The organism is Streptomyces shenzhenensis (assembly GCF_021462265.1).
GTDB classification, from domain to species: domain Bacteria; phylum Actinomycetota; class Actinomycetes; order Streptomycetales; family Streptomycetaceae; genus Streptomyces; species Streptomyces shenzhenensis.
Genome location: NZ_JAJONF010000020.1, coordinates 93062 through 116054 on the forward strand (window position 1 = coordinate 93062; position 22993 = coordinate 116054).

10 protein-coding genes are annotated in these 22993 nt (G+C 72.9%); 7 read left to right on the plus strand and 3 right to left on the minus strand.

What is annotated here, in order from left to right:
• Nucleotides 1-365: 365 nt before the first annotated feature.
• Nucleotides 366-1202 (minus strand): Kelch repeat-containing protein, encoded by an 837-nt coding sequence (locus tag LQ326_RS25080; protein WP_234539909.1) that lies wholly within the window; start codon nt 1200-1202, stop codon nt 366-368.
• A gap of 666 nt (nt 1203-1868) precedes the next feature.
• A complete protein-coding gene (locus tag LQ326_RS25085; protein ID WP_234539910.1) occupies nt 1869-2186 on the minus strand; it encodes a S8/S53 family peptidase in 318 nt (105 codons plus the stop codon).
• A 1435-nt stretch (nt 2187-3621) separates the two neighbouring features.
• On the opposite strand from LQ326_RS25085, the gene LQ326_RS48370 reads away from it, so the two are divergent.
• The 4 genes from LQ326_RS48370 (at nt 3622) to LQ326_RS25105 (ending at nt 8252) form a co-directional block, all read left to right on the plus strand.
• Entirely contained in the window at nt 3622-5049 is a 1428-nt protein-coding gene (locus LQ326_RS48370; RefSeq protein ID WP_234539912.1) for a chitinase, read from the plus strand.
• Between the two features lie 342 nt (nt 5050-5391).
• Nucleotides 5392-6636, plus strand: a complete 1245-nt coding sequence (locus LQ326_RS25095) for an IS256 family transposase (protein ID WP_234539914.1) — start codon at nt 5392-5394, stop codon at nt 6634-6636.
• A gap of 443 nt (nt 6637-7079) precedes the next feature.
• A complete protein-coding gene (locus LQ326_RS25100; RefSeq protein WP_234539916.1) occupies nt 7080-7925 on the plus strand; it encodes a helix-turn-helix domain-containing protein in 846 nt (281 codons plus the stop codon).
• Between the two features lie 123 nt (nt 7926-8048).
• Complete coding sequence (locus LQ326_RS25105) at nt 8049-8252, plus strand: cold-shock protein (RefSeq protein ID WP_181809315.1); 204 nt, start codon at nt 8049-8051, stop codon at nt 8250-8252.
• A 57-nt stretch (nt 8253-8309) separates the two neighbouring features.
• Here the strand turns inward: LQ326_RS25105 and LQ326_RS25110 are convergent, their stop codons facing one another.
• Nucleotides 8310-8618: a hypothetical protein gene (locus LQ326_RS25110; RefSeq protein WP_234539918.1), complete on the minus strand. Its 309-nt coding sequence runs from the start codon at nt 8616-8618 to the stop codon at nt 8310-8312.
• A gap of 235 nt (nt 8619-8853) precedes the next feature.
• Here LQ326_RS25110 and LQ326_RS25115 point away from each other — a divergent pair, with 235 nt between their 5' ends.
• The 3 genes from LQ326_RS25115 to LQ326_RS25125 all read left to right on the plus strand — a co-directional run bounded on the left by LQ326_RS25115 (nt 8854) and on the right by LQ326_RS25125 (nt 22986).
• Complete coding sequence (locus LQ326_RS25115) at nt 8854-9102, plus strand: hypothetical protein (RefSeq protein WP_234539919.1); 249 nt, start codon at nt 8854-8856, stop codon at nt 9100-9102.
• Nucleotides 9103-9616: 514 nt separating this feature from the next.
• Nucleotides 9617-13615, plus strand: a complete 3999-nt coding sequence (locus LQ326_RS25120; RefSeq protein ID WP_434056957.1) for a non-ribosomal peptide synthetase — start codon at nt 9617-9619, stop codon at nt 13613-13615.
• A complete protein-coding gene (locus LQ326_RS25125) occupies nt 13612-22986 on the plus strand; it encodes a non-ribosomal peptide synthetase (protein WP_234539923.1) in 9375 nt (3124 codons plus the stop codon). The genes LQ326_RS25120 and LQ326_RS25125 overlap by 4 nt, the downstream gene beginning before the upstream one ends.
• Nucleotides 22987-22993: the final 7 nt, after the last annotated feature.

Below are 22993 nucleotides of genomic sequence, written 5' to 3' on the forward strand. Positions count from 1 at the left end.
CTGGGCGAAGCCGGGCTCCTGGCCGGCAGACGGACGAGCCGCCGCCGCGGCGCGGGCCGCAGCCAGTCTCGTGCCTGGACTGCCGCCACTGATGACGAGGCACTGGCCTGAAGAGCCGTAGCGCGCTCCGAGCGGGGTACGACCTCGAACGACGCCTTGGAAACCAACGCCGTGCCCATCTCCGACAAGGCCAAGCCGCTCTTCGAGAAACCCGGAGATCAAGAGCCCGTGAGCCGGGCCGCCTCTGCCGAGGTCCGGCGACCGACGCCGGGCCGGCGACTTTCAAGGCATGCGCGGCAGGGCTCGCCCGGAGAGGGCGATTCGTCTCCGGGCGAGCCCTGCCGCGGGTGCGGAGTCAGTCGGTGTCAGGAGCGGACGTGCAGTGAGACGGGCAGCGCCTTCACCGGGTACGGAGTGTCGTGGACGAAAGTGAGCGACGCCGTCCACACACCTGGCCCGCTGACGCCGTTCGCGTCGAGCGTCACGGTGACCGTGGCGCTCCGGCCCGGTCGCAGGACGAGCCGGTGCGGAGTCTCCGACAACCAGGACACGTCCGACTCGGTCCGGTCGTAGCCCGGCAGCAGGATCGCGCTCGCCACGGGGGTGGGCAAGCGGGGCTGGCTGCTGCCGACTCGGTACGTCCCCGGTGCGCCGCCGCCCAGGTAGACGGGGCTGGGGGCGTCGGGCAGGCGGCTCCATGTGTCCGTGTCCGGGGTGTATGCGTATCCCTCACCGGTGAGGACCCTGTTCTCCTGGACGCGTTTGAAGCCGCCGGAGACGAGGAGCCGGCCGTCGGCGGCAGCGTGGACGGCGGCGGACAGGCCAGTGGGCATGTCGGCGATGGCCTGCCGGCTGTCGGAGGCCGGACTGTAGACGTAGCCGTGCCCCGTCTCGACGTAGTCGTGGGTGCCGCCGGCGCAGTACACCTTGCCGGAGATCGCCCCGCACGACGCCCAGCTGATCGTCGTCGGGTACGGGGCGGTCTTCGACCAGGTACCGGTGCCCGGGTCGAAGACGTAGACGCTGTCCGTGCAGTCGGTGTTGGTGCACCCGCCGATCACATAGAGGCGTCCACCGAGTGCGACGCCGCTCGCGCCGTAGTGGCCTTCGGGGACGGCGGGTCCCTTGGACCAGGTGCCCTTGACGGCGTCGCAGACCTGCAGGGTGTTGCTGACCGCCTCGTCCGGGCCCCAACCGCCCACGGTGTAGAGGCGGCTGCCGATGAATCCGTGTGCGGTGGCCTGCCGCGGCCGCGGCGCGCTCGCTCGCGCCCTGCTTCCAGGCGCCCGTGGCAGGGTCGTAGACGTAGAGGTCGCCGGTCGGGGTGTTGCCGTCGGTGGTGCCCAGGACCGAGTACAGCCTGCCCTGGTAGGTCTCGACCGCGTTGTCCATCACCGGCACGGGCAGGTCGGTCAGGTTCTGCCAGGCCGTGCCGGGCACCGGGCTGCCCGGTCCAGTGCCGGTGCGTTCGCCGATACGGACGGTGACCGCGGCCGTGCCGGTGTTGCGCACGGTGACCTTGCGGGTCTGGGTGCCGTGTCGGCCGGTGGTGGCCTCGATACCGGCCCGATCCACCGACAGACGGCCTGCCTTGAGGACGAACGCACCCGGCGTGGTCCGGCCCTTCGGCACCCGGGCGGTCAGGGACGCCGTGCGGTAGGCGGGCTTCGCCGCGGTGACGGAGTGCCGGCCGCCGCCGGGGACGAACAGCCGGTAGAGGCCGTCGCCGACCTCCGGGTCGCCCGCCGTGGCCGCGCTCAGCACGGCAGACCCTGCGGCCGGGCGGGTGGCCACGCTTGCGCCGATCAGGCCGCGGCCGGTGTTGTCGTCGGAGACGATGCCGGTAAGGATGCCACCTGGAACCGGAGTCAGGACGCGTTCGTCGAGCGCCACGTCGTCGACGGCCCAGAGCATGCCGGGGCCGGTGAAGTGGAAGCGGAACTGCACGGCTGCCGCGTGTCGCCGGAGGAGGCGACGATCGCCACACCGGGGTGGTCGTAGTGCGCGTCCGCCGCCGTCTCGGCCGGATCCTCCGGATAGAACAGGTAGTTGGGGCCGTAGGAGTTGGAGACATATCCGGCGCCCAGGGCGACCGCTTGGTCCACGGCGGCCCCCAGGTCCTCGGCCAGGGGTCGGTCGGCCCCGATCAGCAGGATCCGCGCCTCGGGGGCGACGGCGGAGACCATGTCCAGGTCGAGTGAGATCTCACTGGCCCAACCGGTGTCCGCCGCGGGATGGTCGGTTCCGCCGCGCTGGTCGGCCTTGGTGAAGCAGCCGTTGGCGGTGGTGCAGGACGGCAGCCCGAACTGAGCCCGGTAGACGGCCAGATCGGCCTCTGCGGTGGGGTTGTCGTAGGCATCGACGACGGCGATGGTCCGGCCCGCTCCGCCGTCGGAGGGAAGACCGTAGGCGTCACGCAGGTCTGTGGACCCGAAGCCCTGGGGCGCGTCCTCGGCCTTTCGCAGTCCCTTGCGGGCCTCGACGTCGGTTCCGCGGCAGCCCGAAGCAGGTGAACTGGTGGGGTTTGGCCGGCCCGCACAGCGGCGCCGCCTGACCGGGCAGGCCGTGCGAGCCCGCGGTCGGCTTCGCGACCTTGCCGCTGTCGGTGGCCTGGGCGGGAGCCTGGGCGCCGAGCGTCGCGAGCAGGACAGTGGTGAGAAGGAAGACGCCTACGGCCGTCTGCGGTGGCGAAGTGACAGCCCGGCTCTGAGGGGTACGGGCAACACACATCTCCTGCAGGTTGGTCGGCGGCCGCGGACGAGGCCGCGCTCACCTCAGTGCGTTGCCCGTGCAGGCAGATAGGTTCGCGGAGCGAGCAAGTATTTTCGCCGGTGATCATGCCCGCAGAGGAATGTGCACCGGTTTTGCGGCCCCCGGGAGATGTGCGCGACGGGGGTCACGGCGGCGGGCGACCGCACATCCGTGGCGGGACACGGATCACGTCCTGCCACGTGGTGCAGTCACTGGTCGAGACGTTCGGTTCCGGTGGGGGAAGACGGCTGTCATCCCCGGTTCGGGGTCGAGGAGTTCGGCCATGGAGCCTTCGGAGAGGTGGCTCCGGTCGAAGACCTGCCATGTGATCTCCCCGAGACCTGGCGTGTCATCCACAGCCTCTATGCGGACACGGGTCTGGTGCAGGTTTGGGGGACATGTTCCGTCACGCGGCCTGGAGGGCCGGTGGTCATGACGGTCCGGAATTCGATGGGGGTCAGCCGGGCGAGTGAGGCATGTCTGCGGCGCCGGTGGTAGGTCCTCGCGATCCAGGACGATCGCGATCCGCGGTTCCTCCCTTCCGTAAAGGTCGTAGGCGGTTGAGCCGGTGGCCTGAAGGCCGGCGGGGGGCAAGGCCGGCGGTCAGGGGAGCGACCGGGGAGAAGGGTCTCTGCAACCTCGCCCGCCGCCGACGGCCTCTGCCGGGGCAAGTCTCAGACACGACCTCCTGAACTGCGCGCGATGCACGAGGTATTGACGCGCAGCTGGTCTAGTCCATACCGTCGTCAACCATCGACGGTTCAACAGAGGAACCATCGTTCAATTATGTGAACTTCCGCTGGAGTTCCCGAACGCTCTGCCTCGGCACCCCCACCTCGCGCGTCCCGCGCTCATGACAGGAGCCGTCCTGTGATCAGATCCGCTGTCAGAGCCCTCACCACCGCTCCCGCTGTCCTCGCGACGGCCGCCACCGCCCTCTTCACCACCGGCGGCTCCGCGAGCGCCGCGACCAACCCTGGCCCTGGCTTCCCCGCCCGCTACGCCGCGCCGTACGTCGAGACGTGGAACTCGCCCTCGGCCATGACCGACGCCCGCAACGCCACAGGCCTGAGGTACTTCACGCTCGCCTTCGTCATCGACGGCGGCGGCTGCAACGCCATGTTCAACGGCGACACACCCGTCACCGACGCCGGCTGGACCTCAGCGATCAACTCCCTGCGCGCCGCGGGCGGCGACGTCATCGCCTCCTTCGGCGGCGCCTCCGGCACCGAGGAGGCCCAGGCCTGCACCACCGTGGCCTCGCTCAAGGCCCAGTACAAGAAGGTCGTCGACGCCCTCGACCTCACTCGGGTCGACTTCGACATCGAGGGCAGCGCGATCGCCGACACCGCCGCCAACGACCGCCGGAACAAGGCCCTCGCCCAGCTCCAGCAGGAGTACGCCGCCGCCGGGCGCAAGCTGGACGTCCAGTACACCCTGCCGTCCATGCCGAACGGCCTGGACGACAACGGCACGAAGCTGCTGTCCAATGCCAAGAGCAACGGGCTCACCGTCAATCTCGTCAACATCATGACGATGGACTACTACGACGGAACCCGGGACATGGGCAAGGCGGCCACCGACGCCGCGACCGCCCTGCGCACCCAACTCGGCACCATCTGGCCCGAGAAGTCCGACGCCCAGCTGTGGGCGATGGAAGGCAACACCCCGATGATCGGGGTCAACGACGACGTCAGCGAGATCTTCACCACCGCCAACGCCACCACGCTCGCCGACCTCGCCAGGTCCAAGGGCATCCAGGAACTCGCCTTCTGGGCACTCGGCCGCGACAAGGCGTGCGCCACCAATGGTCAGCTCTCCGACACCTGCAGCGGGACACCGCAGAGTGCCTGGCAGTTCTCCAGCATCCTCAACACCGTGACCGGTGGTACGCCCCCCCCGCCACCCACCGGCTCCACAGGGCAGATCACCGGCCTCGGCGGCAAGTGCGTGGACGTCGCGGCGGCAAACAGCGCCAACGGCACCGCCGTTCAGATGTATGACTGCAACGGCACCACAGCCCAGCAGTGGACCGTAGGTTCCGACAACACCATCCGCAGTCTCGGCAAGTGCATGGACCTCACCGCCGCCGGCACCGTCAACGGCACGAAGGTCCAGTTGTACGACTGCAACGGCACCGGTGCTCAGGTCTGGCAACGGAGCAGCGGCGACACCCTGGTGAACCCCGCGTCCGGCAAGTGCCTCGATGTCACCGACAAGTCGACGGCGAACGGAGCCCGGCTGCAGATCTGGACCTGCGCCGGCGGCACCAACCAGCAGTTCCACTTGCCGGCCTGACAGAGAAGAACGTCCGCTGCCGCCCGGCACGACGCATATGCGCCGGGCTGTAGCGGATGAGGACCGGCCCGCGGCCGGCACCGGGCCCCGGTTCGGCCGCCGACGGGCCCGGCATGATCCGATCACGGCTACAAGACTGCGATCGGCCTCGGCGGATGCGGCAGTCGCCGACCGTCGCAAGGGGGATGGCTCCCGCGTGATGGTGTAGGCGATCACCGTGTGGGTGTGCGCGGGCGGGTGCCCGGGGCGTGCATCCGGTGACGGCTTCCGCTCCCTGCGCATAGGGCAGGCCACCGTGCAAATCTCCCTGGTGAACGGCCAGTTCAACCCGCAAGGTGCCCGATGGCCTTGTCCCAGTCTGACCTACAACGCCTGCTGGAGTCACTACGCACGGCGGACGGGATCGAGCTCGTCCGCAACGTCGCGGAGCGCATGCTGCAAGAGCTGATCGAGGCCGAGCTCAGCGGCCGGATCAGCGCTCAGTGGAGCGAGCACACCCAGGACCGCACCGGCTACCGCAACGGTCATCGCGACAAGACCCTCGCCACCCAGGCCGGCGATCTGGACCTGGCGATACCGAAGCTGCGCAGCGGCAGCTTCTTCCCCAGCCTGCTGGAACGGCGGCGCCGCATCGACCAGGCCCTGTATGCGGTCATCATGGAGGCGTACGTGCACGGGGTGTCCACCCGCTCGGTCGACGACCTGGTCAAGGCGCTCGGCGCGGACAGCGGCATCTCCAAGAGCGAGGTCTCACGGATCTGCGGTGACCTGGACGAACAGCTCACCATCTTCCGCGGCCGGCCCCTGGACCACAGCCGCTTCCCCTACCTCTGCCTGGACGCGACCTACTGCAAAGTGCGCGTCAACCACCGGATCGTCTCCCAGGCCGTGGTCATCGCCACCGGTATCAGCGAGGACGGCGGCCGTGAAGTGCTGGGCGTGATGGTCGGTGACAGCGAGACCGAGACGTTCTGGAGCGAGTTCCTGCGCTCCTTGCGCGAACGCGGCCTGGGCGGGGTCCGTCTGGTCATCTCCGACAGTCACAGCGGCCTCGTGGCCGCGATCCGCAAGGTCATGCTCGGCGCCGCCTGGCAGCGTTGTCGTGTTCACTTCCTGAGGAATGTGTTCTCCGTGATACCCAGGGGGTCCGGGGAAATGGTCGCGGCGGCCATCCGCACCATCTTCATCCAGCCCACCGCCGAAGCCGTCCATCACCAGCTCGATGCGGTGGCCGACATGCTCGGGCAGCAGTTCCCCAGGGTCAGGCAGATGCTCCTGGACGCCAAGGAGGACCTGACCGCCTTCGCCGCCTTCCCCATCTCCCACTGGAAGAAGATCCAGTCTTCAAATCCCCTGGAGCGGATCAACCGCGAGATCAAGCGCCGCACCGACGTCGTGCAGGTCTTCCCCGATCCGGCCGCCCTCGAACGGCTGGTCACCGCCGTGCTCAGCGAGATGCACGACGAATGGATCGCCTTTCCCCGCCGCTACCTGTCCGAAGGCAGCATGACGGCCATCTACGCCGCCGAACACGCCGACCACACCACCCATGCACTCCCCAACACCCCGAACGCTACGGACGATTGATCACCTACACCATCACAGGGGACGTGACCCGGAGAGTTCGACCCGAAAACCGTCCAGGCCCTGTGCCGCCATGCCAAGTTCACCGAGACATGGGACACGTACGCTCACCCGCCGGTCGCCGTGCATGGTGTCACGGTGACCACCTTCGGGGGACTCTTCGGCTCGGCAAAAGCCGTCCAGCCCGACAGCACCCGGTTCAGCAATACCGATCCGGACTTGACCCCAACGGCCCCTCCTGTGCAAGACTCGGAATCAGCTTGAGGCTAACCACCGCGGCGTGAGGGTGAGAAGGTCCGTGGAACGACCTACCCACCCAATTCGACCCCGTGAGCGCACACAGAGCAGTTCAACGCGCTGGCCAGGGTAAGGGTGGTGTGGCGGACCCGACAGCCTATGACCGCGGGTACCAGGCACGTCCGGGGCCGACGGTGTTGACTGGCGGTATGACGGCGACGGAACTCGGGCAGGCACTGCGGCGCTGGCGCGACCGTGTCGCCCCGGACGCGGCGGGGCTGCCGGCCGGAGGCCAGCGGCGTGCGGCGGGGCTGCGGCGGGAGGAGCTGGCGCTGTTGTCCGGGATCTCGGTCGACTACGTCACGCGTCTCGAACAGGGCCGGGCGAGCAACCCGTCCGTGCAGGTCGTCGAGGCGCTGGCGCGGGCGCTGCGGCTGTCCTCGGACGAGCGCACGTACCTGTTCGGGCTGGCCGGGCTGGTGCCGCCGGGTCCCGACATGGTGCCCGCCTGCATCACCCCCAGTGTCCAGCGGCTCCTCGACCGGTTGTCCGGCACCCCCGTCGCGGTGTCCGACGCTGCGATGACCCTGCTGGTGACCAACCCGATGTACGCGGCGCTCATGGGTGATCCGTCCGGGCTGCGCGGTTTCGACCGCAACGGTGTGTGGCGCAACTTCCTCGGCCGGCCGAGCCGGGTGCGGCACACCCCCGAGGAGCGGCGGGCCTTCGAGACCGGCATGGTGGCCGAGCTGCGCTCGACGGCCGCACGCTATCCGGCCGACCGGCAACTGCGGCGGATGATCGCCGAGTTGCGCGCGCAGAGCGGGCGGTTCGCCGAGCTGTGGGACGCGGGGGTCGTGGGGCGGCTGGAGGCGTCGCGCAAGACGGTCGAGCATCCGCAGGTGGGCGCCCTCACGCTGGACTGCGACCATCTCCGGGTCGAGGAGCATGATCTGCGTATCCTCGTGTACTCGGCCGAGCCGGGCACCGAGGCCGCCGAGAAGCTGGAGCTGATCTCGGTGCTCGGCACCCAGAGCCTGGCCGGGAAGAACTGACGCGGCTGGGCTCCCCCGTCCGGGTGGCGATGGTCTCCGGGTCGGTTGCCCGTTTCGGTACGGGGGGAGGATCGTCGCGGTCCGCGACGATCAGGTCGCGGCAACGAGACGAGGGAAACAAGCATGGCTCAGGGCAGCGTCAAGTGGTTCAACGCGGAGAAGGGGTTCGGGTTCATCGAACAGGACGGCGGCGGCCCTGACGTGTTCGTGCACTACTCGGAGGTCCAGGGCAGCGGCTACCGGAGCCTGGACGAAGGACAGCGCGTCGAGTTCGAGATCGGGCAGGGCACCAAGGGCCCGCAGGCGCAGCAGGTCCGGGCGGTCTAGCCAGGGGCTGCCCGCGGATCAAGTCGTACCCGGCGCGGCCCGGGTGTCCCAGGGCCGTCACCTCTCGGCGGCGGCCTTCCGGATCAGCGGCTCGAACTCCCGCCGCACGTAGACGTCGAACGGCTCGGACAGCGCGCCGTCGATCACGTGCCGCACCCCGTGCTCCGCCGCGAATCCCTTGATCGCCGCACGGGAGTCGGGTCCCACGCCTCCGCCGATGATCAGCACTCCGAAGTCCTCGGTCGCCAACAGCTTCAGTGCCTCGTCGTCCGTGCTCACCCCCTCTGCGTCGAAGCCGTCCGTGTGCAGCGTGGCCAGCACCGCCGTCACCCGGGCGGGCGTCCTTCCGAGCACCAGTGTCCTCATGGGTGTTCCCCTTCCAGCACGTCGACATCGGTGCGACCACCCTAGAAACTCAACCGGACTTGAGGTCAACCCCGACCGGGCCCCGGGTCCGCGCCTGTGCCGTACCTGTCGGGCAGCGGGCAGCGTCGCGGACGCTGGACCCGCTCACGCCCCGCGAGCGCGAGGCGCTCACGCTGATGGCCGAGGGCCGTGACGACGCGGCCACCGCCAGGACTCTGTGGTCACCGAGCGTGCGATGCACGAACACATCGGCCACACCGGCAACGTATTGCTGGAGTTCGGCCGCCCCCGCGCGCGAGCGGCCACCGGCGGGTGCCGGGTCAGCGGTGAGACGGCGATGCCGGCGAAGGCCGCCACGTTCCTCGCCGTGCCACCGAGAGAGGCGCCGGCCGCCGAGAAGGGCGCCCGCCCCGACCGTGGCGGCGGCCAGGCCACGACGGAGACGGCCGGAGCAGCAGGTCGGCGAAGAACGACTTCACGGTAGCCAGGGGCGCCTCGGCGGCCATCGGGCATCCGCAGGACGAGCTGCTCCCGCGCCGCGGGGATGTCCGACCACCACAGTCCGGCGCTCCCGCGCGGCCACCAGGGAGCGCGATCCCGGACCACAGGCGCCGTCCGCTGCACCACGGGCATCTAGGTCAACCTCTGTGGGAAAGTCAAGTGTTGACATGCCCTCAGCACGTGGCTGATGATCACAGCTACGTCACGGAGCCCCCCTCAGATACTCCGCACAGCTGACGCCTCAGCGTGCGCGTCCGCACCACGCGTCTCTCCCCATCGGTCCTTTCCCACTCGCCGATATCCCCGCATCCCCCACTTCGCGCCCCCACCTCGCACCCTCACTTCGCTTCGCCTCCGTCGCACCCCCGCCCTCACACCCCCACCTCCGCGCCCCCTCCTTCGCATCCTTCGGGCATGTGACGCGATGCCGTCGTCCGCCGCGTCCGTGTGCCCTCTGTTCCGTCCCCGGTCCCGTTCCCCGACAGGAAGGCCAGGCCTTGCCGGTGCAGAACACTCCCCGTTCCGTCCTCGCGGACTCCGAACGCCGCGTCCGGCCCGCGTCCTTCGCCCAGCAGCGGCTGTGGTTCCTGGCCCAGCTCCCGGGCGGGAACACCGCCTACAACGAGACCCTCGCCTTCCTCCTGACCGGTCCGCTCGACCGCGGCGTCCTGGCCGCCGCCTTCGACGCCCTGACCGACCGGCACGAGACCCTGCGGACCCGGCTGGTGGCCGAGGCCGGCGGGGTGTGCCAGCACATCGACCCGGCGGGCTCGGGCATCGCCCTGGACATGGAGGACCTCAGCACCGCGGCCGACCCGGAGGGCCGGATCGCGCAGTGCCAGCGGGAGGAGGCGGAGCGGGAGTTCGACCTGGCGGCAGGCCCGCTGTGGCACGGCCGGCTGCTCGCCCTCGGCCCCGCGCGCCACGTGCTGCTGCTGACGTTCCATCACAGTATCTACGACGGAGCGTCGATGAACGTGATGATGAGGGAAGTGGGGCTCGTCTACGAGGCGTTGGCGACGGGGGTGCCGGCCGAACTGCCGGAGTTGCGGCTCCAGTACGCGGACTACGCGGACGCCCAGCGGGAGTCCGTGCTCGGTGGCGCCCTGGCCGCCCAGGAGGCCTACTGGAAGGACGTGTTGGCCGACGCACCGGCGGTGCTCGAACTGCCGCTGGCCAGGCCGCGCCCGGCGGAGCAGGCCTACGCCGGCGGCCGGGTCGGGTTCGAACTGGACGCGGACGTCACGGCCGCCCTGCGCACCCTGGCCCGGGAGCACGGGGCCACCTTGTTCGTCGCGGTGCTGACCGGCTGGGCCGTGCTGATGTCCCGGCTGTCCGGGCAGCAGGACATCGTTGTCGGCAGTCCGGTCGCGGGCCGCCGCGGTCCGGGGGCGGCCGGGCTCATCGGCTTCCTCGTCAACTCACTCCCGCTGCGCGTCGACCTGTCCGGCTCCCCGACCGCGGCCGAGGCCCTGGCCCGGACCCGTGCGGTGGTCCGCGACGCCCTGGCCCACCAGGACCTGCCGTTCGAGCGGATCGTCGAGGTGGTGAACCCGCCCCGCAGCGCGGCCCACACCCCGCTGTTCCAGACCATGCTGGCCTGGGTCCCGGACCGGCACGACCTGCTGAGGCTGCCCGGCGTCGAGACCGCGCCGCTGCCGATCGCGCACGCCCCGGCCAAGTTCGACCTCGCCCTGTCGGCGAGCGAGTCCGAGGGCCGGGTCACCGGGCACCTCGACCACGCGACCGCGCTGCTGGACACCGTCACCGCCGAACGCTGGGCCGGCCACCTGCGGCATCTGCTCTCCGACATGGCCCGGCACCCGCACCGCACCGTCGACACCCTGGAGCTGATGGACCCGCGTGAACGCCAGGCGCTGATCGGCGCCGGCGACGCGACGGGGGCACGGGAGGAGGCCCGCGACCCGTCCGACACGACCGCGACCGCCCTGCGCGCGGCCTCCGGTCTCACCGGACTCTTCGAGGCCCGGGCCCGCGCGCACCCCACCGCGACCGCCGTCACCGACCGCGAGCACGCGCTGGACTACGCGACGCTCGACCGGCGCGCCAACCGGCTCGCGCACGCCCTCGCCGGCCGTGCCGTCCGTCCGGGTGACGTCGTCGGACTGCACGCGCGCCGCACCGTCGACCTTGCCGTCGGCGTCCTCGGCATCCTCAAGGCGGGTGCCGCCTATCTCCCGCTCGACCCCGGCCAGCCCTGGGAACGCCTCGCCGCCATGGTCGAGGACGCCGCGTGCCCCGTGGTCCTCAGCGACCACCCCGGTGCGGACCGCCCGCGGGACTGGCTCGACATCCGCACGGTCGAGGCCGAGGCCGAGGGGACGGCCTGGGGCCGGCCGCCGGCCGGGATCACCCGGGCCCCGGACCAACTGGCCTACGTGATCTTCACCTCCGGGTCCACCGGACGCCCCAAGGGGGTCGCCGTCGAGCATCGCAGCGTCCTCAACCTCTTCTCGGCCTGGCACGACCGGATGGGCACCGCCCCCGGTGAGGCGGGCTCGGCCTGGTCCAGCATCGGCTTCGACGCGTCGGTCCACGAACTCCTGCTGCCCCTCACCACCGGCGGGACGCTGCACATCGTCCCCGAGGAGGTGCGCGGCGACCCGGAGGCGTTGTTCGCCTGGCTGCGCGAGCACGAGATCGTGCAGGCGTTCCTGCCGCCCGCCTACGTCAAATGGGTCGACGAGGATCCGGACGTACGGCTGCGCGGCCTGCGTCTGCGCAAGCTGCTGACCGGCGTCGAGTCGCTCACCGAGGCCGCGCTGCACCGCATGACGGAGCGGCTGCCCGGTCTGCGGATCTGCTTCGGCTACGGCCCCACCGAGGCGACCCTCTACAGCACCGCCCACCACGACCCCCGGCCGCTGGACCGCCCGTGCCCCATCGGCCGCCCGCTGCCCGGCACCCGCTGCTACGTCCTGGACGCCCGGATGCAACCGGTCCCGCCCGGTGTCGTCGGGGAGATCCATCTCGGCGGGGCGGCCCTCGCCCGCGGCTATCTGGGCCGCCCCGACCTCACCGAGGAGCGCTTCCTGCCCGATCCGTTCGTGCCCGGCGCCCGCGTCTACCGCACCGGCGACCTGGCCCGCTGGGGCGACGACGGCCTGCTCCACTACGCGGGGCGCGCCGACGACCAGGTGAAGCTGCGTGGTTTCCGGATCGAACCGGGCGAGATCGAGGCGGCGCTGACGCGGCTGCCCGGCGTCCGCGAGGCCGTCGTCCTCGCCGACCAGGACCCGGCGGGCCGGCCCCGGCTGGTGGCCGCCGTGGGCCGGGGTGCCGCCGCGGCGCGCACCAGCGCCGAGTGGCGCGCCGCCCTCGCCCGCAGCCTGCCGGACTACATGGTGCCCGCCGTCGTCCTCGACCTGGAGGCCCTGCCGCTGAGCCGCAGCGGCAAACTCGACCGCGCTGCTGTGCTGCGCCTGGTCCACGAGCAGACGTCCGACCAGGTCAACACCGCAAGCCCGCGCGACCACGTCGAGCACGCCCTGTACCGGATATGGCAGCGCGTTCTGCTCCACCCCTCGATCGGGGTCGGCGACAACTTCTTCGACGTCGGGGGCACGTCGCTGTCCGCCATCAAGATGGCCCACGAGGTCACCGAGGCCTTCGGCCGGCGGCTGCCGGTCGCCGAGGTCATGGTGCGGCCGACGATCGAGTCGCTGGCCGCGCTGCTGCGCGAGGACGGCGCGCACCGCGCCCCGGGCAGCCTGATCGAGTTCCGCCGGGGCAGCGGCCCGCGGGTGGTCTGCGTGCACCCGGCCGGCGGCACCGCCTTCTGCTACCTGCCCCTCGCCGCCCACCTGCCCGCACACGCCGGCCTGTACGGCATCCAGTCCCCCGGCGTGAACCCGGGAGAGGACGTGCTGCCCAGCGTGGCGGCGATGGCCGAGACGTATCTGCGCCTCCTCGAACCCCTCGGGGAGGGTCCGCTCGTCCTCACCGGGCTCTCCTACGGCGGGCTCGTCGCGCACGAGATGGGGCGCCTGCTCGGGCAGGCCGGGCGCGGCGATGTGAGCGTGGTCCTCCTCGACACGCAGGCGACCGACGACAGTGCGGCCCGCGCGGCGATCACCGCCGTCGACGCGGCCGAGTTCCGCGACAAACTCGTGCGGTTCAACGGGATGTACCCCGGCATCGACGACGCCCAGGTGGACCGCTACTTCCGGATCTACAACCACAACCGGCTCACCGCCCGCGACCACGTACCGGCCGCCTCCCCGGCCAGGCTGGTCCTCGCCGAGGCCGTGCCGGACGGCGACACCCCCTTCCACGCCGAGGTCCGGGCCTTCTGGCGGCGGCGCGCGCGGGGCGAGTTCCGCGTGGAGACGATGGCCTGCGACCACTGGGAGATCCTGGAGGGCAACGAGACCGCCCGGGTCGCCGCGCTGCTCGCCGCCGAACTCGCCCATCACGAGGGGAAGCCGACGCGCGCGGTGCGCTCCGTCGCCGTACCGGCGGGAGAAACGCGATGACCGACCGCACCGCGGCCTCCGGACCCGCCGAGGCCGGATCGACCGAGACGGGACTGCCCGAGCCGGCACTGCCGAAGGCCGGCCTGGCCGGGGCCGGACTGCCCCAAGCCGAACTGACCGACGCCGAAGGGCCCGAAGCCGAGCTGACCGAGGCTGGACTGCCCGAAGCCGGGCTCGTCGAAGCCGTGCTCGCCCAGGCGCACCGTACGCCGTCGGCCGTCGCCGTCGAGGACGGCGGCCGTCTGCTCGACTACGCGGAACTCGACCTGCTCAGCGGCCGGGTGGCCGCGAGGCTGCGTGAACAGGGCGTGACCGCCGGGCAGTCCGTCGCGGTCTGCCTGCCCCGGTCCTGGCAACTGGTGTGCGTCATGCTCGGCATCCGCCGCGCGGGGGCCACGGTGGTCCCCCTCGACCGGCTCAGTCCGCCCGACCGGCAGCGCCACATCCTCGACGACTCCGGTGCCGTCACGGTCGTCCACGACGGCACGGCCGGGCACGCCGACGGGATCGACGCCGGCCTGCTCCTCGGCCCGGCCGCGGCATCCGTGGCGGCGGAGCCGTCCGCACCCGCCGGCGCCGGCGACCCGGCCGGCTTCCTCTTCTACACCTCCGGCAGCACCGGCCGCCCCAAGGGTGTCGAGGTCACCGACGCGGGCGTGCTGCGCCTGGCCCGGCCCGGCTGGCTCGACCCGCGGCCCGGCGCCCGCTTCGCGTGCCTGTCCAACCCGGCCTTCGACGCGCTCAGTTTCGAGATCTGGGCCCCGCTGCTCACCGGCGGCGTCTGCGTCGTCCTGGACGACTCCGAGGTGCACAGCCCGCACCGGCTGGCCGCCGTGCTGCGCGAACGGCGCGTCGACACCCTGTTCATCACGGTGGCCCTCTTCAACACGGTCGTCGACAAGGTTCCCGGCTGCTTCGCCGACGCGGGACAGGTCCTGGTCGGCGGCGAACGGCTCGATGCGCGCGCGATCCGCGCCTGGTACGACGCCAACCCCGGTGCGGGCACGGTCCTCTACAACGTGTACGGGCCGACGGAGGCCACGACGTTCGCCCTGTACCACCCGATCCCCCGTGACCTCGACGGTGACTCGTCGGTCCCGATCGGCACCGCTCTGCCGGGGACCGGACTGCTGCTGCGCACCACGGACGGGCGCACCGCGGAGGACGGCGAGGTGGCCGAACTCCTGCTCTCCGGCGCGGCGTTGGCGCGCGGCTACCGCAATCTCCCGGAACTGACCGAGCGTTGTTTCGTCCACCTGGCGGACGAGGACGGCTCCCCGCGCCGCTGGTACCGGACCGGTGACCTGGTACGCCGGGACGCCGACGGGCTCGTGCACCACGTCGGACGCGCCGACCGGCAGGTCAAGGTGCGCGGCTTCCGCATCGAACCCGGCGAGGTGGAGCAGCGGATCCTGGCCCTGCCCGCCGTGCGCCGCGCCCATGTCTGCACCCGGCGCGACACGGCGGACCGCCACGAGCTGCTGGCCTTCCTCGTCCTCGGCGACGACGGCCTCTCCTTCGCCGACTACGAACGTCATCTCACCGCCGCCCTGCCGCCGTACATGCGCCCCCACCACACCCACCTGGTCCCGGAACTCCCGCTGACCCCCAACGGCAAGGTCGACCAGGCCGCGCTGGAGCGCGAGGCGGCCACGCCGTGGCGCGGCACCCGTGCGGACGCGGTGGCCGTCCGCGCGGAGCAGCGTCCCGTCCTGGAGATCGCCGAGGGCGTCCTCGGCGTCGGCGGCCTGCGTCCCGACGACCGCTGGATACCGAACGGCGGCGACTCCCTGAAGGCGCTGCGTCTCCGCTTCGAGATCCAGCAGCGGTACGGCGTCGACATCCCCCAGGACCTGGTGCTGCGGGCCGACTTCGCCGCTCTCGCGGACGCCGTGCGCACCGCTCCGGCCGACGAGCGGCCGCCCGTGCCACCCGCCACCTACGCCGCGGACGCCGTGGAGGGGCCTGCCACCAGTGAACAGGAGCGCCTCTGGCTCCTGCACCGGCGCGACCCCGACGACCGCTCCTACGACGTGCCGCTCGCCTTCCGCGTCCAGGGGGCCGTCGACCGGCAGGCTCTGCGCCGCGCGCTGCGCACGCTGGTGGAACGTCACCCTGCCCTGCGTACCCGGCTGGTCCCCGCCCCCGACGGCCTGCGGCAGCGCACCGAGGCGCCGTACGACCCCTGGCAGCCGCTCGACGCCCGCGAGGGGGAGCCCTGGCAGGAGACCGCCGACCGCTTCTTCGCCCACCGCTTCGACCTCACCGAGCCCCACATGCTGCGGGCCGCCTGGGCGGAGCACGCCGACGGCGGTCTGCTGCTTCTGCATCTGCACCACGCGGCCGTGGACGGCTGGTCGCTCAACCTCCTCTTCCGTGACCTCACCGCCGCCTACGCGGGCGACACGGAACGTCCCGCCCCGGCCACGGGCCCTGTCGACCTCGCCCGCTGGCAGCGGGACTGGCGGGCGGCCGCCGGATACGAGCGGCTGCGCACCCGGCTGAGCGAGCACTACGCCGAGGCGCCGGAGCCGTCACCCGCCCGGCCCGCTCCCGGGTCCGCGTCCCCCCTCCGGCCGCGGGCCCGGCTGCTGCGCACCTCCCTTGACCTGGTCCGCCGGGCCGCGCTGGACCGGCGTGCCGCGGAACTGGGCCTGACCAGGTTCCAGTTGCTGGTGTCGGCGTTCGCCGCGTGCCTGTACGGCGTGACCGGGCAGGCCCGGCCGCTGGTCGCCGCTCCGGTGGCGAACCGGCCGCGCCCGGAGTTCGCCGAGAGCGTCGGCATGTTCGCGAACACCGTGCTCCTCGACCTCGCCGTACGGCCCGACGACTTGCTGCGCACCCACCTCACGGCGCACGCCGGCACCGTGCGCCGGGTGCTGGAAGGGCAGGAGGTGCTCCTCGCCGATGTGCTGCCCGCGCCGGCGTTCCGCGACCGCTCGCCGCTCTTCGACTACCTGTTCGTCCTGGAGAACACGGAGCTCTCCGCGTTGCGGCTGGCCGGCTGTGCTGTCGAGCCCCTGTGGCCCGAGCCCGCGGGCGCCAAGTGCGCGCTGACCCTGTCCGTGGTGGAGGACGAGTCGGGGTTCGGCTGTCTCTGGGAGTACCGGGACGACTTCGGCGCCGAACGCGCGCAAGCGGCGGCCCGGTTGTTCCGGCGGGCCCTGGACCGGCTGACCGGTGACGGTGACCTGACCCTGCGCGCGCTCGTCGCCCCGTACCGCTCGTCGGGGGCCGCCCACGGCTCCGCGGTGGAACCGGACTTCGCGACGGTCGCCGAGGGGTTCGCCCGCCAGGTGGCCCGCACTCCCGACGCGCCCGCCGTCACCCTCGGCCGCACCACCCTCACGTACGCCGAACTCGACGCCCAGGCCAACGCGTTGGCGTCGCTCCTGAGCGTTCCGGAGGATCCCGCCGCCCCGGCGTCAGTGGCCCTCTACCTCCAGCCGTCCGTCGAGCATGTCGTCGCCCTTCTCGCGGCGGCCCGCCGCAACCTGACCGTCGTCCCCCTCGACCCCGCCTACCCGGCGGCCCTGCTGCGACATGTGCTGGACCAGGCGGCCCCGCTGTGCGTACTGACCGGCGCCCAGGACCTGGACGTCCTGGCCACGATCGCCCCGCCGGACCTGCCGCGGCACGTCGTCACCCTCACCCGTACGCCCACGGCGCCGCCGGTGCCGTACCGGCACCGCGCACTGCGGCCGCTCTACACCCTGTTCACCTCGGGCTCCACCGGCACCCCCAAGGGCGTCCAGGTCCCCGACCGGACCCTGTGCTCCCTGCTCACCTGGCAGCGGACCGAGGGAGGACTCGAACGGCCCGCCGTCACCCAGCAGTTCTCCATGCTCTCCTTCGACGTCTCCTTCCAGGAGATCCTCACCACCCTCTGCTCGGGCGGCGAGCTGCGCCTGGTGCGCCCGGCCTGGCGGCAGGACGTGCCCACGCTGCTCGACGAGTTGGAGACGGGCGGCGCGCAGCGGATCTTCCTGCCCTACGTGGCGTTGCAGCTGCTCGCCGAACACGGCGTGCGCGCGGGGGTGTTCCCGTCCCGGCTGCGCGAGGTCGTCACCGCGGGCGAGCAGTTGGTGTGCACGGACGCGATCCGGCGCTGGTTCGCGGGGCTGCCGGACGGCGCCCGGCTGTTCAACCACTACGGTCCGACCGAGACCCATGTCGTCAGTGCCCTGTGCCTGGACGGCGACCCGGCCGACTGGCCGGCGCGTCCCGCCGTCGGGCGCCCGGTGGCGGGGGCCGTGCTGCGGGTGGTCGACGAAGGCGGTCTGCCCGTCCCGCCGGGGGTGACCGGCGACCTCCTCATCGGCGGTCCCATGGCGAACCGCTGCTACCTCGGCGACCCCGCCGACCATCACGACCGGTTCGTCGACGACCCCGAGCTGGGCACCCTCTACCGCAGCGGCGACCGCGCCCGCTTCGACGAGCGCGGCCTGCTGCACTACGCCGGCCGCGACGACGGCCAGGTCAAACTCGGCGGCCACCGACTGGAGCTGGGGCAGGTCGAGGCCGCGCTGCTCGGGTGCGGTGAGGTGGTCAACGCGGTCGCGGGCGTGCTGGACGGCAGGCTGGTCGCCGTCCTGCAGTGCCGGGGTGCGGATCCCGACCCGGCGGACCTGACCCGGCGGCTGGCGCGGCTGCTGCCCGCCTACGTCCGGGTCGCGGCCTTCCGCAGAGTGACGGACCTGCCGCGCACCCCCAGCGGCAAGGTGGACCGGCGGGCGGCGCTCACCGCTCCGGGGCGCGAACTGCGGCCGGACGACCGCGTGGACGCCGGACTGTCGCCGCTGGAGCTGCGGCTGGCCGAGCTGTTCCGGGCGGCGACCGGGCGGAGCGTCGGCGTGGACGAGCGGTTCCTCGACGCCGGTGCCACCAGCCTGGACCTGATGCGCTTCCAGCTCAGATGCTCGGGAGAGGGCGATCTCCCGTTCTCCGTACCGGACTTGTTCGAGCACGTCACGCTGCGCGCCCTGGCCAGGCTGGTGACGGACGGCGGCGCCACCCGGGACGCCCCGACGCGGCAGCCGGGGGCGTCCGGCAGCGCTCGGCGGGCGGATGAGCCCGTCGCCGTCGTCGGCATGGCCGTCCGGCTGCCGGGCGCGCCCGACCTGGCCGCGTTCTGGGACCTGGTCGTCTCCGGCCGGCGGGGCATCGAGCACTTCGCCGCGGACGGCGGCCGGGTCGGCGCCCGCAGCCAGTTGGCGGGGCCGCTCGCGTTCGACCCGGGCCGGTTCACGATCAGCCCGCACGAGGCCCGGCTGATGGACCCCCAGCAGCGTCAGCTGCTGATGAACTGCGCCGAGGCCCTGGCCCACGCCGGAATCGGCGAGCCGGCCCGGCTGCGGGTCGGTCTGGTCGCCTCCTGCGGCGAGAACACCTACTTCCAGCGCATGCTCCGCGACGGCGACCCGGATCTGCTGCCGGACTCCTTCCGGCTCGCCCTGCACCACGAGAAGGACTTCCTCGCCACCAAGGCCGCCTACCATCTCGGTCTCACCGGACCGGCGTTCACGCTCCAGTCCGCCTGCTCCAGTTCGCTCGCCGGGGTGCATGTCGCCGCCGGGATGCTGCGGCAGGGCGACGCCGACGTGATGCTCGTCGGCGGGGTCCTCGTCGACACCGAACTGACCGACGGCTACACCTACCGGCCGCAGCACATCTTCTCCCCCGACGGGCACTGCCGGCCCTTCAGCGCGGACGCCGAGGGCACCGTGGGGGCCAGCGGCACCGGCGTTGTCGTCCTCAAACCGCTGGCCGCCGCCCGCCGCGACGGCGACACCGTGTACGCGGTCGTCACCGGCTCGGGCCTCAACAACGACGGTTCCGGCAAGCTCGGTTACAGCGCCCCGTCACTGCCCGGGCAGCGGGCGGCGATCCGCGCGGCGCTGGACCGCAGCGGTCGCACCGGCGGCGACGTCGGGTACGTGGAGGCGCACGGCACCGGTACCCGGCTCGGCGACCCGGTCGAGGCGGCCGCGCTGCGGCAGGCGTACGGGCTGGCGGCGGACGCGCGGATGGCGCTGTCGTCCGTGAAGAGCCAGATCGGGCATCTGGGCGCGGCGGCGGGCGTGGCCGGCCTGGTGCGCGCGGTGCTCGCCGTGCACCACGGGGTCGTGCCGCCGACGGCCGACTTCGACCGCCTCAACCCGGAGATCGCCGACGGCCCGTTCCGGATCCCGGTCGCCGCCGAGCCCTGGCCGGCCGGCTCGCGCCGGGTGGCCGGGGTGAGCGGCTTCGGCATCGGCGGCACCAACGCCCATGTGCTGCTGGAGCAGCCGGACCCGGTACCGGACCCGGACCCGGGTCAGCCGCTGCCGTGCCTGGTGCTGTCCGGGGCCTCGCAGGCCGCGGTCCGCGCGGACGCGCGCCGCGTCGCCGACTACCTCACGGCGCGTCCGGACGCCTATCCCCAGGTGCTGCGGCACCTGCAGGCCGGGCGGCCCGCCCTGGCCCACCGCGCGGCGGCCGTCTGCCCGGACGCCGCCTCGGCCGTCGCCTGGCTGCGGGCCCTGCCGGCGGTCACCGCGCCCCCGTCCCGGAACGCACCGCCGGTCGAGGACCGCGACCCGCGGGCCCTCGCGGCGGCATGGACGGCCGGCCGCACCGTCGCCTGGCCGGCGGGTCCGGCCGCCGCGCCCTGGGACTTCCCGCCGCCCGCCTTCGACACGAGCGAGTACGACTACCCGCGCGCCCCCGAGTGCGACGTTCCGAGCGCCGCCGGGGAGGGCTCTTCGCGCGCCGCCGAGCACGGCTTGCAGCGCCCCGCCGAGGAGCGGTCCGGGATCTCCCGGCTGCCTGCCGCGCAGTGGCTGCACCAGCCGCTGTGGACGCGCTCGCGGCGCGCCCGCACCAAGGCCGCGGTGTCCGGCCGTACCGCCGTGGTGGTGACCGGCCCCGGCCAGGACGGTGAGAGCTGGCGGTTCCTGGAACGCCACTACGCCCGGGTGGTGAGCGTGCGCGCCGGGCAGCGGCTGACCCGGCTCGGCGACGACCGCTACGAGGCCGATGTCGCCGACGCCGGGCAGCTCGCCGACCTGCTCGGCCGCCTGGCCGGCGCGGACGGACCGGCCGTCGACTGGCTGCACGCGCTGCCGCTCGCCCTCGACGGCGCTTTGACCGCGTCGGCGCTGGAGACGGCCGAGTGGGCCTGTCTCGACACGGTCGCCGCCCTCGCCCTTGCCCTCGCCGGCCGTCCGGAACCGCATCGGCCCCGGGCCTGGCTGCTGTCGCAGCGGGCGCAGCCGGTCACCGGGAGCGTGCACACCCCCGAGGCGGGCCTGCTCGCCGCGGCCCTCGAAGTCCCCCGGCAGGAACTGGGCGTCACCCTGCGCTGGACCGACCTGCCCGGCCCGCACCCGGCCGGCTGGGCCGCCCGCCTGCCCGACCTGCTCCTCGACGACGCCGTCACCGACCGGGCGACGGCCCTGCGGGACGGCTTCTGGTGGCATCCCACCAGCGTGCCGGTGCCCGTCGGCGAGACACCCCCGCCGGCCGCCGCGCCGGGCACCCATCTGATCCTGGGCGGCACCGGCGGCATCGGCACCACCCTGGCCGCGAGCCTCCTCAGGCACCCTGGCAACCGGGTCGTCCTGGTGGCCCGCGGCACCGAAGTGCCCGCCACGCTGCGGGAGTTCGGCGAACGGGTCACCCTGGTCACGGCCGACCTGGCGACCGAGGAACCCGAGGTCGTCGCGGACCGGCTGAGCCCGCTGCTGGACGGCCTGGCCGGCATCGTGCACGCCGCCGGGACCGCCGCGGGCGGGCTTCTGGCGCGGCGCGAGCCGGCCGCCGCCCGTAATGTCACGGCGGCCAAGCTGCGTGGCGCCCTGCTGGTCGAACTGCTCGTCGCCGAACACGCCCCCGACCACGTCCTGTACTGCTCCTCGATGGCGGCCCGGTTCGGCGGAGTCGGCCAGTTCGACTACGCGGCCGCCAACGCCTGCCTCGACGCCTACGCCCAGCACACCGCGCCCGGCGGCGACGCCACCGTCCGCACCAGTGTCGGCTGGGACGCGTGGCGGGACGTCGGCATGGCCCAGCGGCACGCCGGCCGGGCGGACGCCCGGCACCGGGACCACCTGGCCGTGGCGCTGACCCCGCAGGAGGGTACGGCCGTCTTCGAGCGGGCTCTCCACCTCCAACTGCCGTGTCTCATGGTGAGCACCACGGACCTGACGGCCGCACGGGCCTTCTACGCGTACGAACCGGTGGCCGCCGAACCAGCCCCCGAACCGGCCGTGCCCGAACCGGCCGTGCCCGAACCGGGTGACCTCGGTGCGCAGATCACCGGGATCCTCCTCGGCCTGCTCGGCGTGGACGCCGTCGACCCGCAGGCCGCCCTGTACGACCTGGGCGCCGACTCACTGACCCTGCTGGAACTCCTCGACGAGATCAAACGCCTGCACGGCACCGACATCGAGCTGTCCCGGCTCAGCCACCGGGTGAGCCTCGCGGAGATCCTCGGCCACCTCGGCGGCGGTGTCCGCCCGTACGGCTCGGTGGACGTCGAGGTGTGGCAGCGCGGCCCGGGGCCGGACGTGCTGTGCCTGGTGCACCCGGTGGGCGGGGACATCCAGGCCTACCGGCCGCTGGTGTCCGCCCTGCCCGACGACCGCACCGTCTGTCTGATCGCCGACCCCGCGCTGCGCGACCCCGGGCTGCCGGACCGCCCCATCGAGGAGCGCGCCGCGCACTACCTGGCCGCCGTACGACGGGAGTTCCCGGAACCCGGGCGCCGGCTGACGCTCGCCGGCTGGTCGTTCGGGGCGTGGACCGCGCTGTCGATGGCCGCGCTCGCCGAGGCCGAGGACCGGCCGGTGACCGCCCTGCATCTCCTCGACCCGCCGCCGCCCGGGGCCGGGCAGCGCCTCGCCGGCTATGACGAGGACCGGATACAGGCCGTGTTCGCCCGCGAGCTGAGCGGAAACGGCACGGGACGGCCGACGGAACCGGAGCACGGCGCAGGACGGCCGACGGACCCAGAACACGGCACGGGACGACCGACGGACCCGGACCCGGTCGACCGGCTCACGGAGTCCGGTCGCGTCTACGCCGAGCGGCTCGCGCGCTGCTGCCGCGCCAACCTGGCGGCCATGGCCGGGCACCGGCTGCCGAGGCTGCGCCGGACGCCCGCCGCCGTATGGCTGGCGGCCCGCCCCGTGACCGAGGCCGCGCTCGCGCCGGATCCGACCGCCCGCGGCGCCTGGGACGCCCACCTCCCGGCGCCGTACCGGCTGCGCCACGTCGACGCCGACCACTACGAGATCGTCGGCGAGCCACACGTCCGGGAGATCGCCGCCGCCCTCACCGAGACCGTGTCCCCGTCCGACGCCCGGCCGCAGCCCGCCGGACGGATCTGAGGAGACC

What these genes read in the sequence shown, in the direction of transcription:
- LQ326_RS25125 (WP_234539923.1), top strand. Translation starts at nt 13,612, where the DNA reads ATGACCGACCGCACCGCGGCCTCCGGACCCGCCGAGGCCGGATCGACC.
- LQ326_RS25105 (WP_181809315.1), top strand. Translation starts at nt 8,049, where the DNA reads ATGGCTCAGGGCAGCGTCAAGTGGTTCAACGCGGAGAAGGGGTTCGGG.
- LQ326_RS25115 (WP_234539919.1), top strand. Translation starts at nt 8,854, where the DNA reads ATGCACGAACACATCGGCCACACCGGCAACGTATTGCTGGAGTTCGGC.
- LQ326_RS25095 (WP_234539914.1), top strand. Translation starts at nt 5,392, where the DNA reads ATGGCCTTGTCCCAGTCTGACCTACAACGCCTGCTGGAGTCACTACGC.
- LQ326_RS25110 (WP_234539918.1), bottom strand. Translation starts at nt 8,618, where the DNA reads ATGAGGACACTGGTGCTCGGAAGGACGCCCGCCCGGGTGACGGCGGTG.
- LQ326_RS25085 (WP_234539910.1), bottom strand. Translation starts at nt 2,186, where the DNA reads ATGGTCTCCGCCGTCGCCCCCGAGGCGCGGATCCTGCTGATCGGGGCC.
- LQ326_RS25100 (WP_234539916.1), top strand. Translation starts at nt 7,080, where the DNA reads ATGACGGCGACGGAACTCGGGCAGGCACTGCGGCGCTGGCGCGACCGT.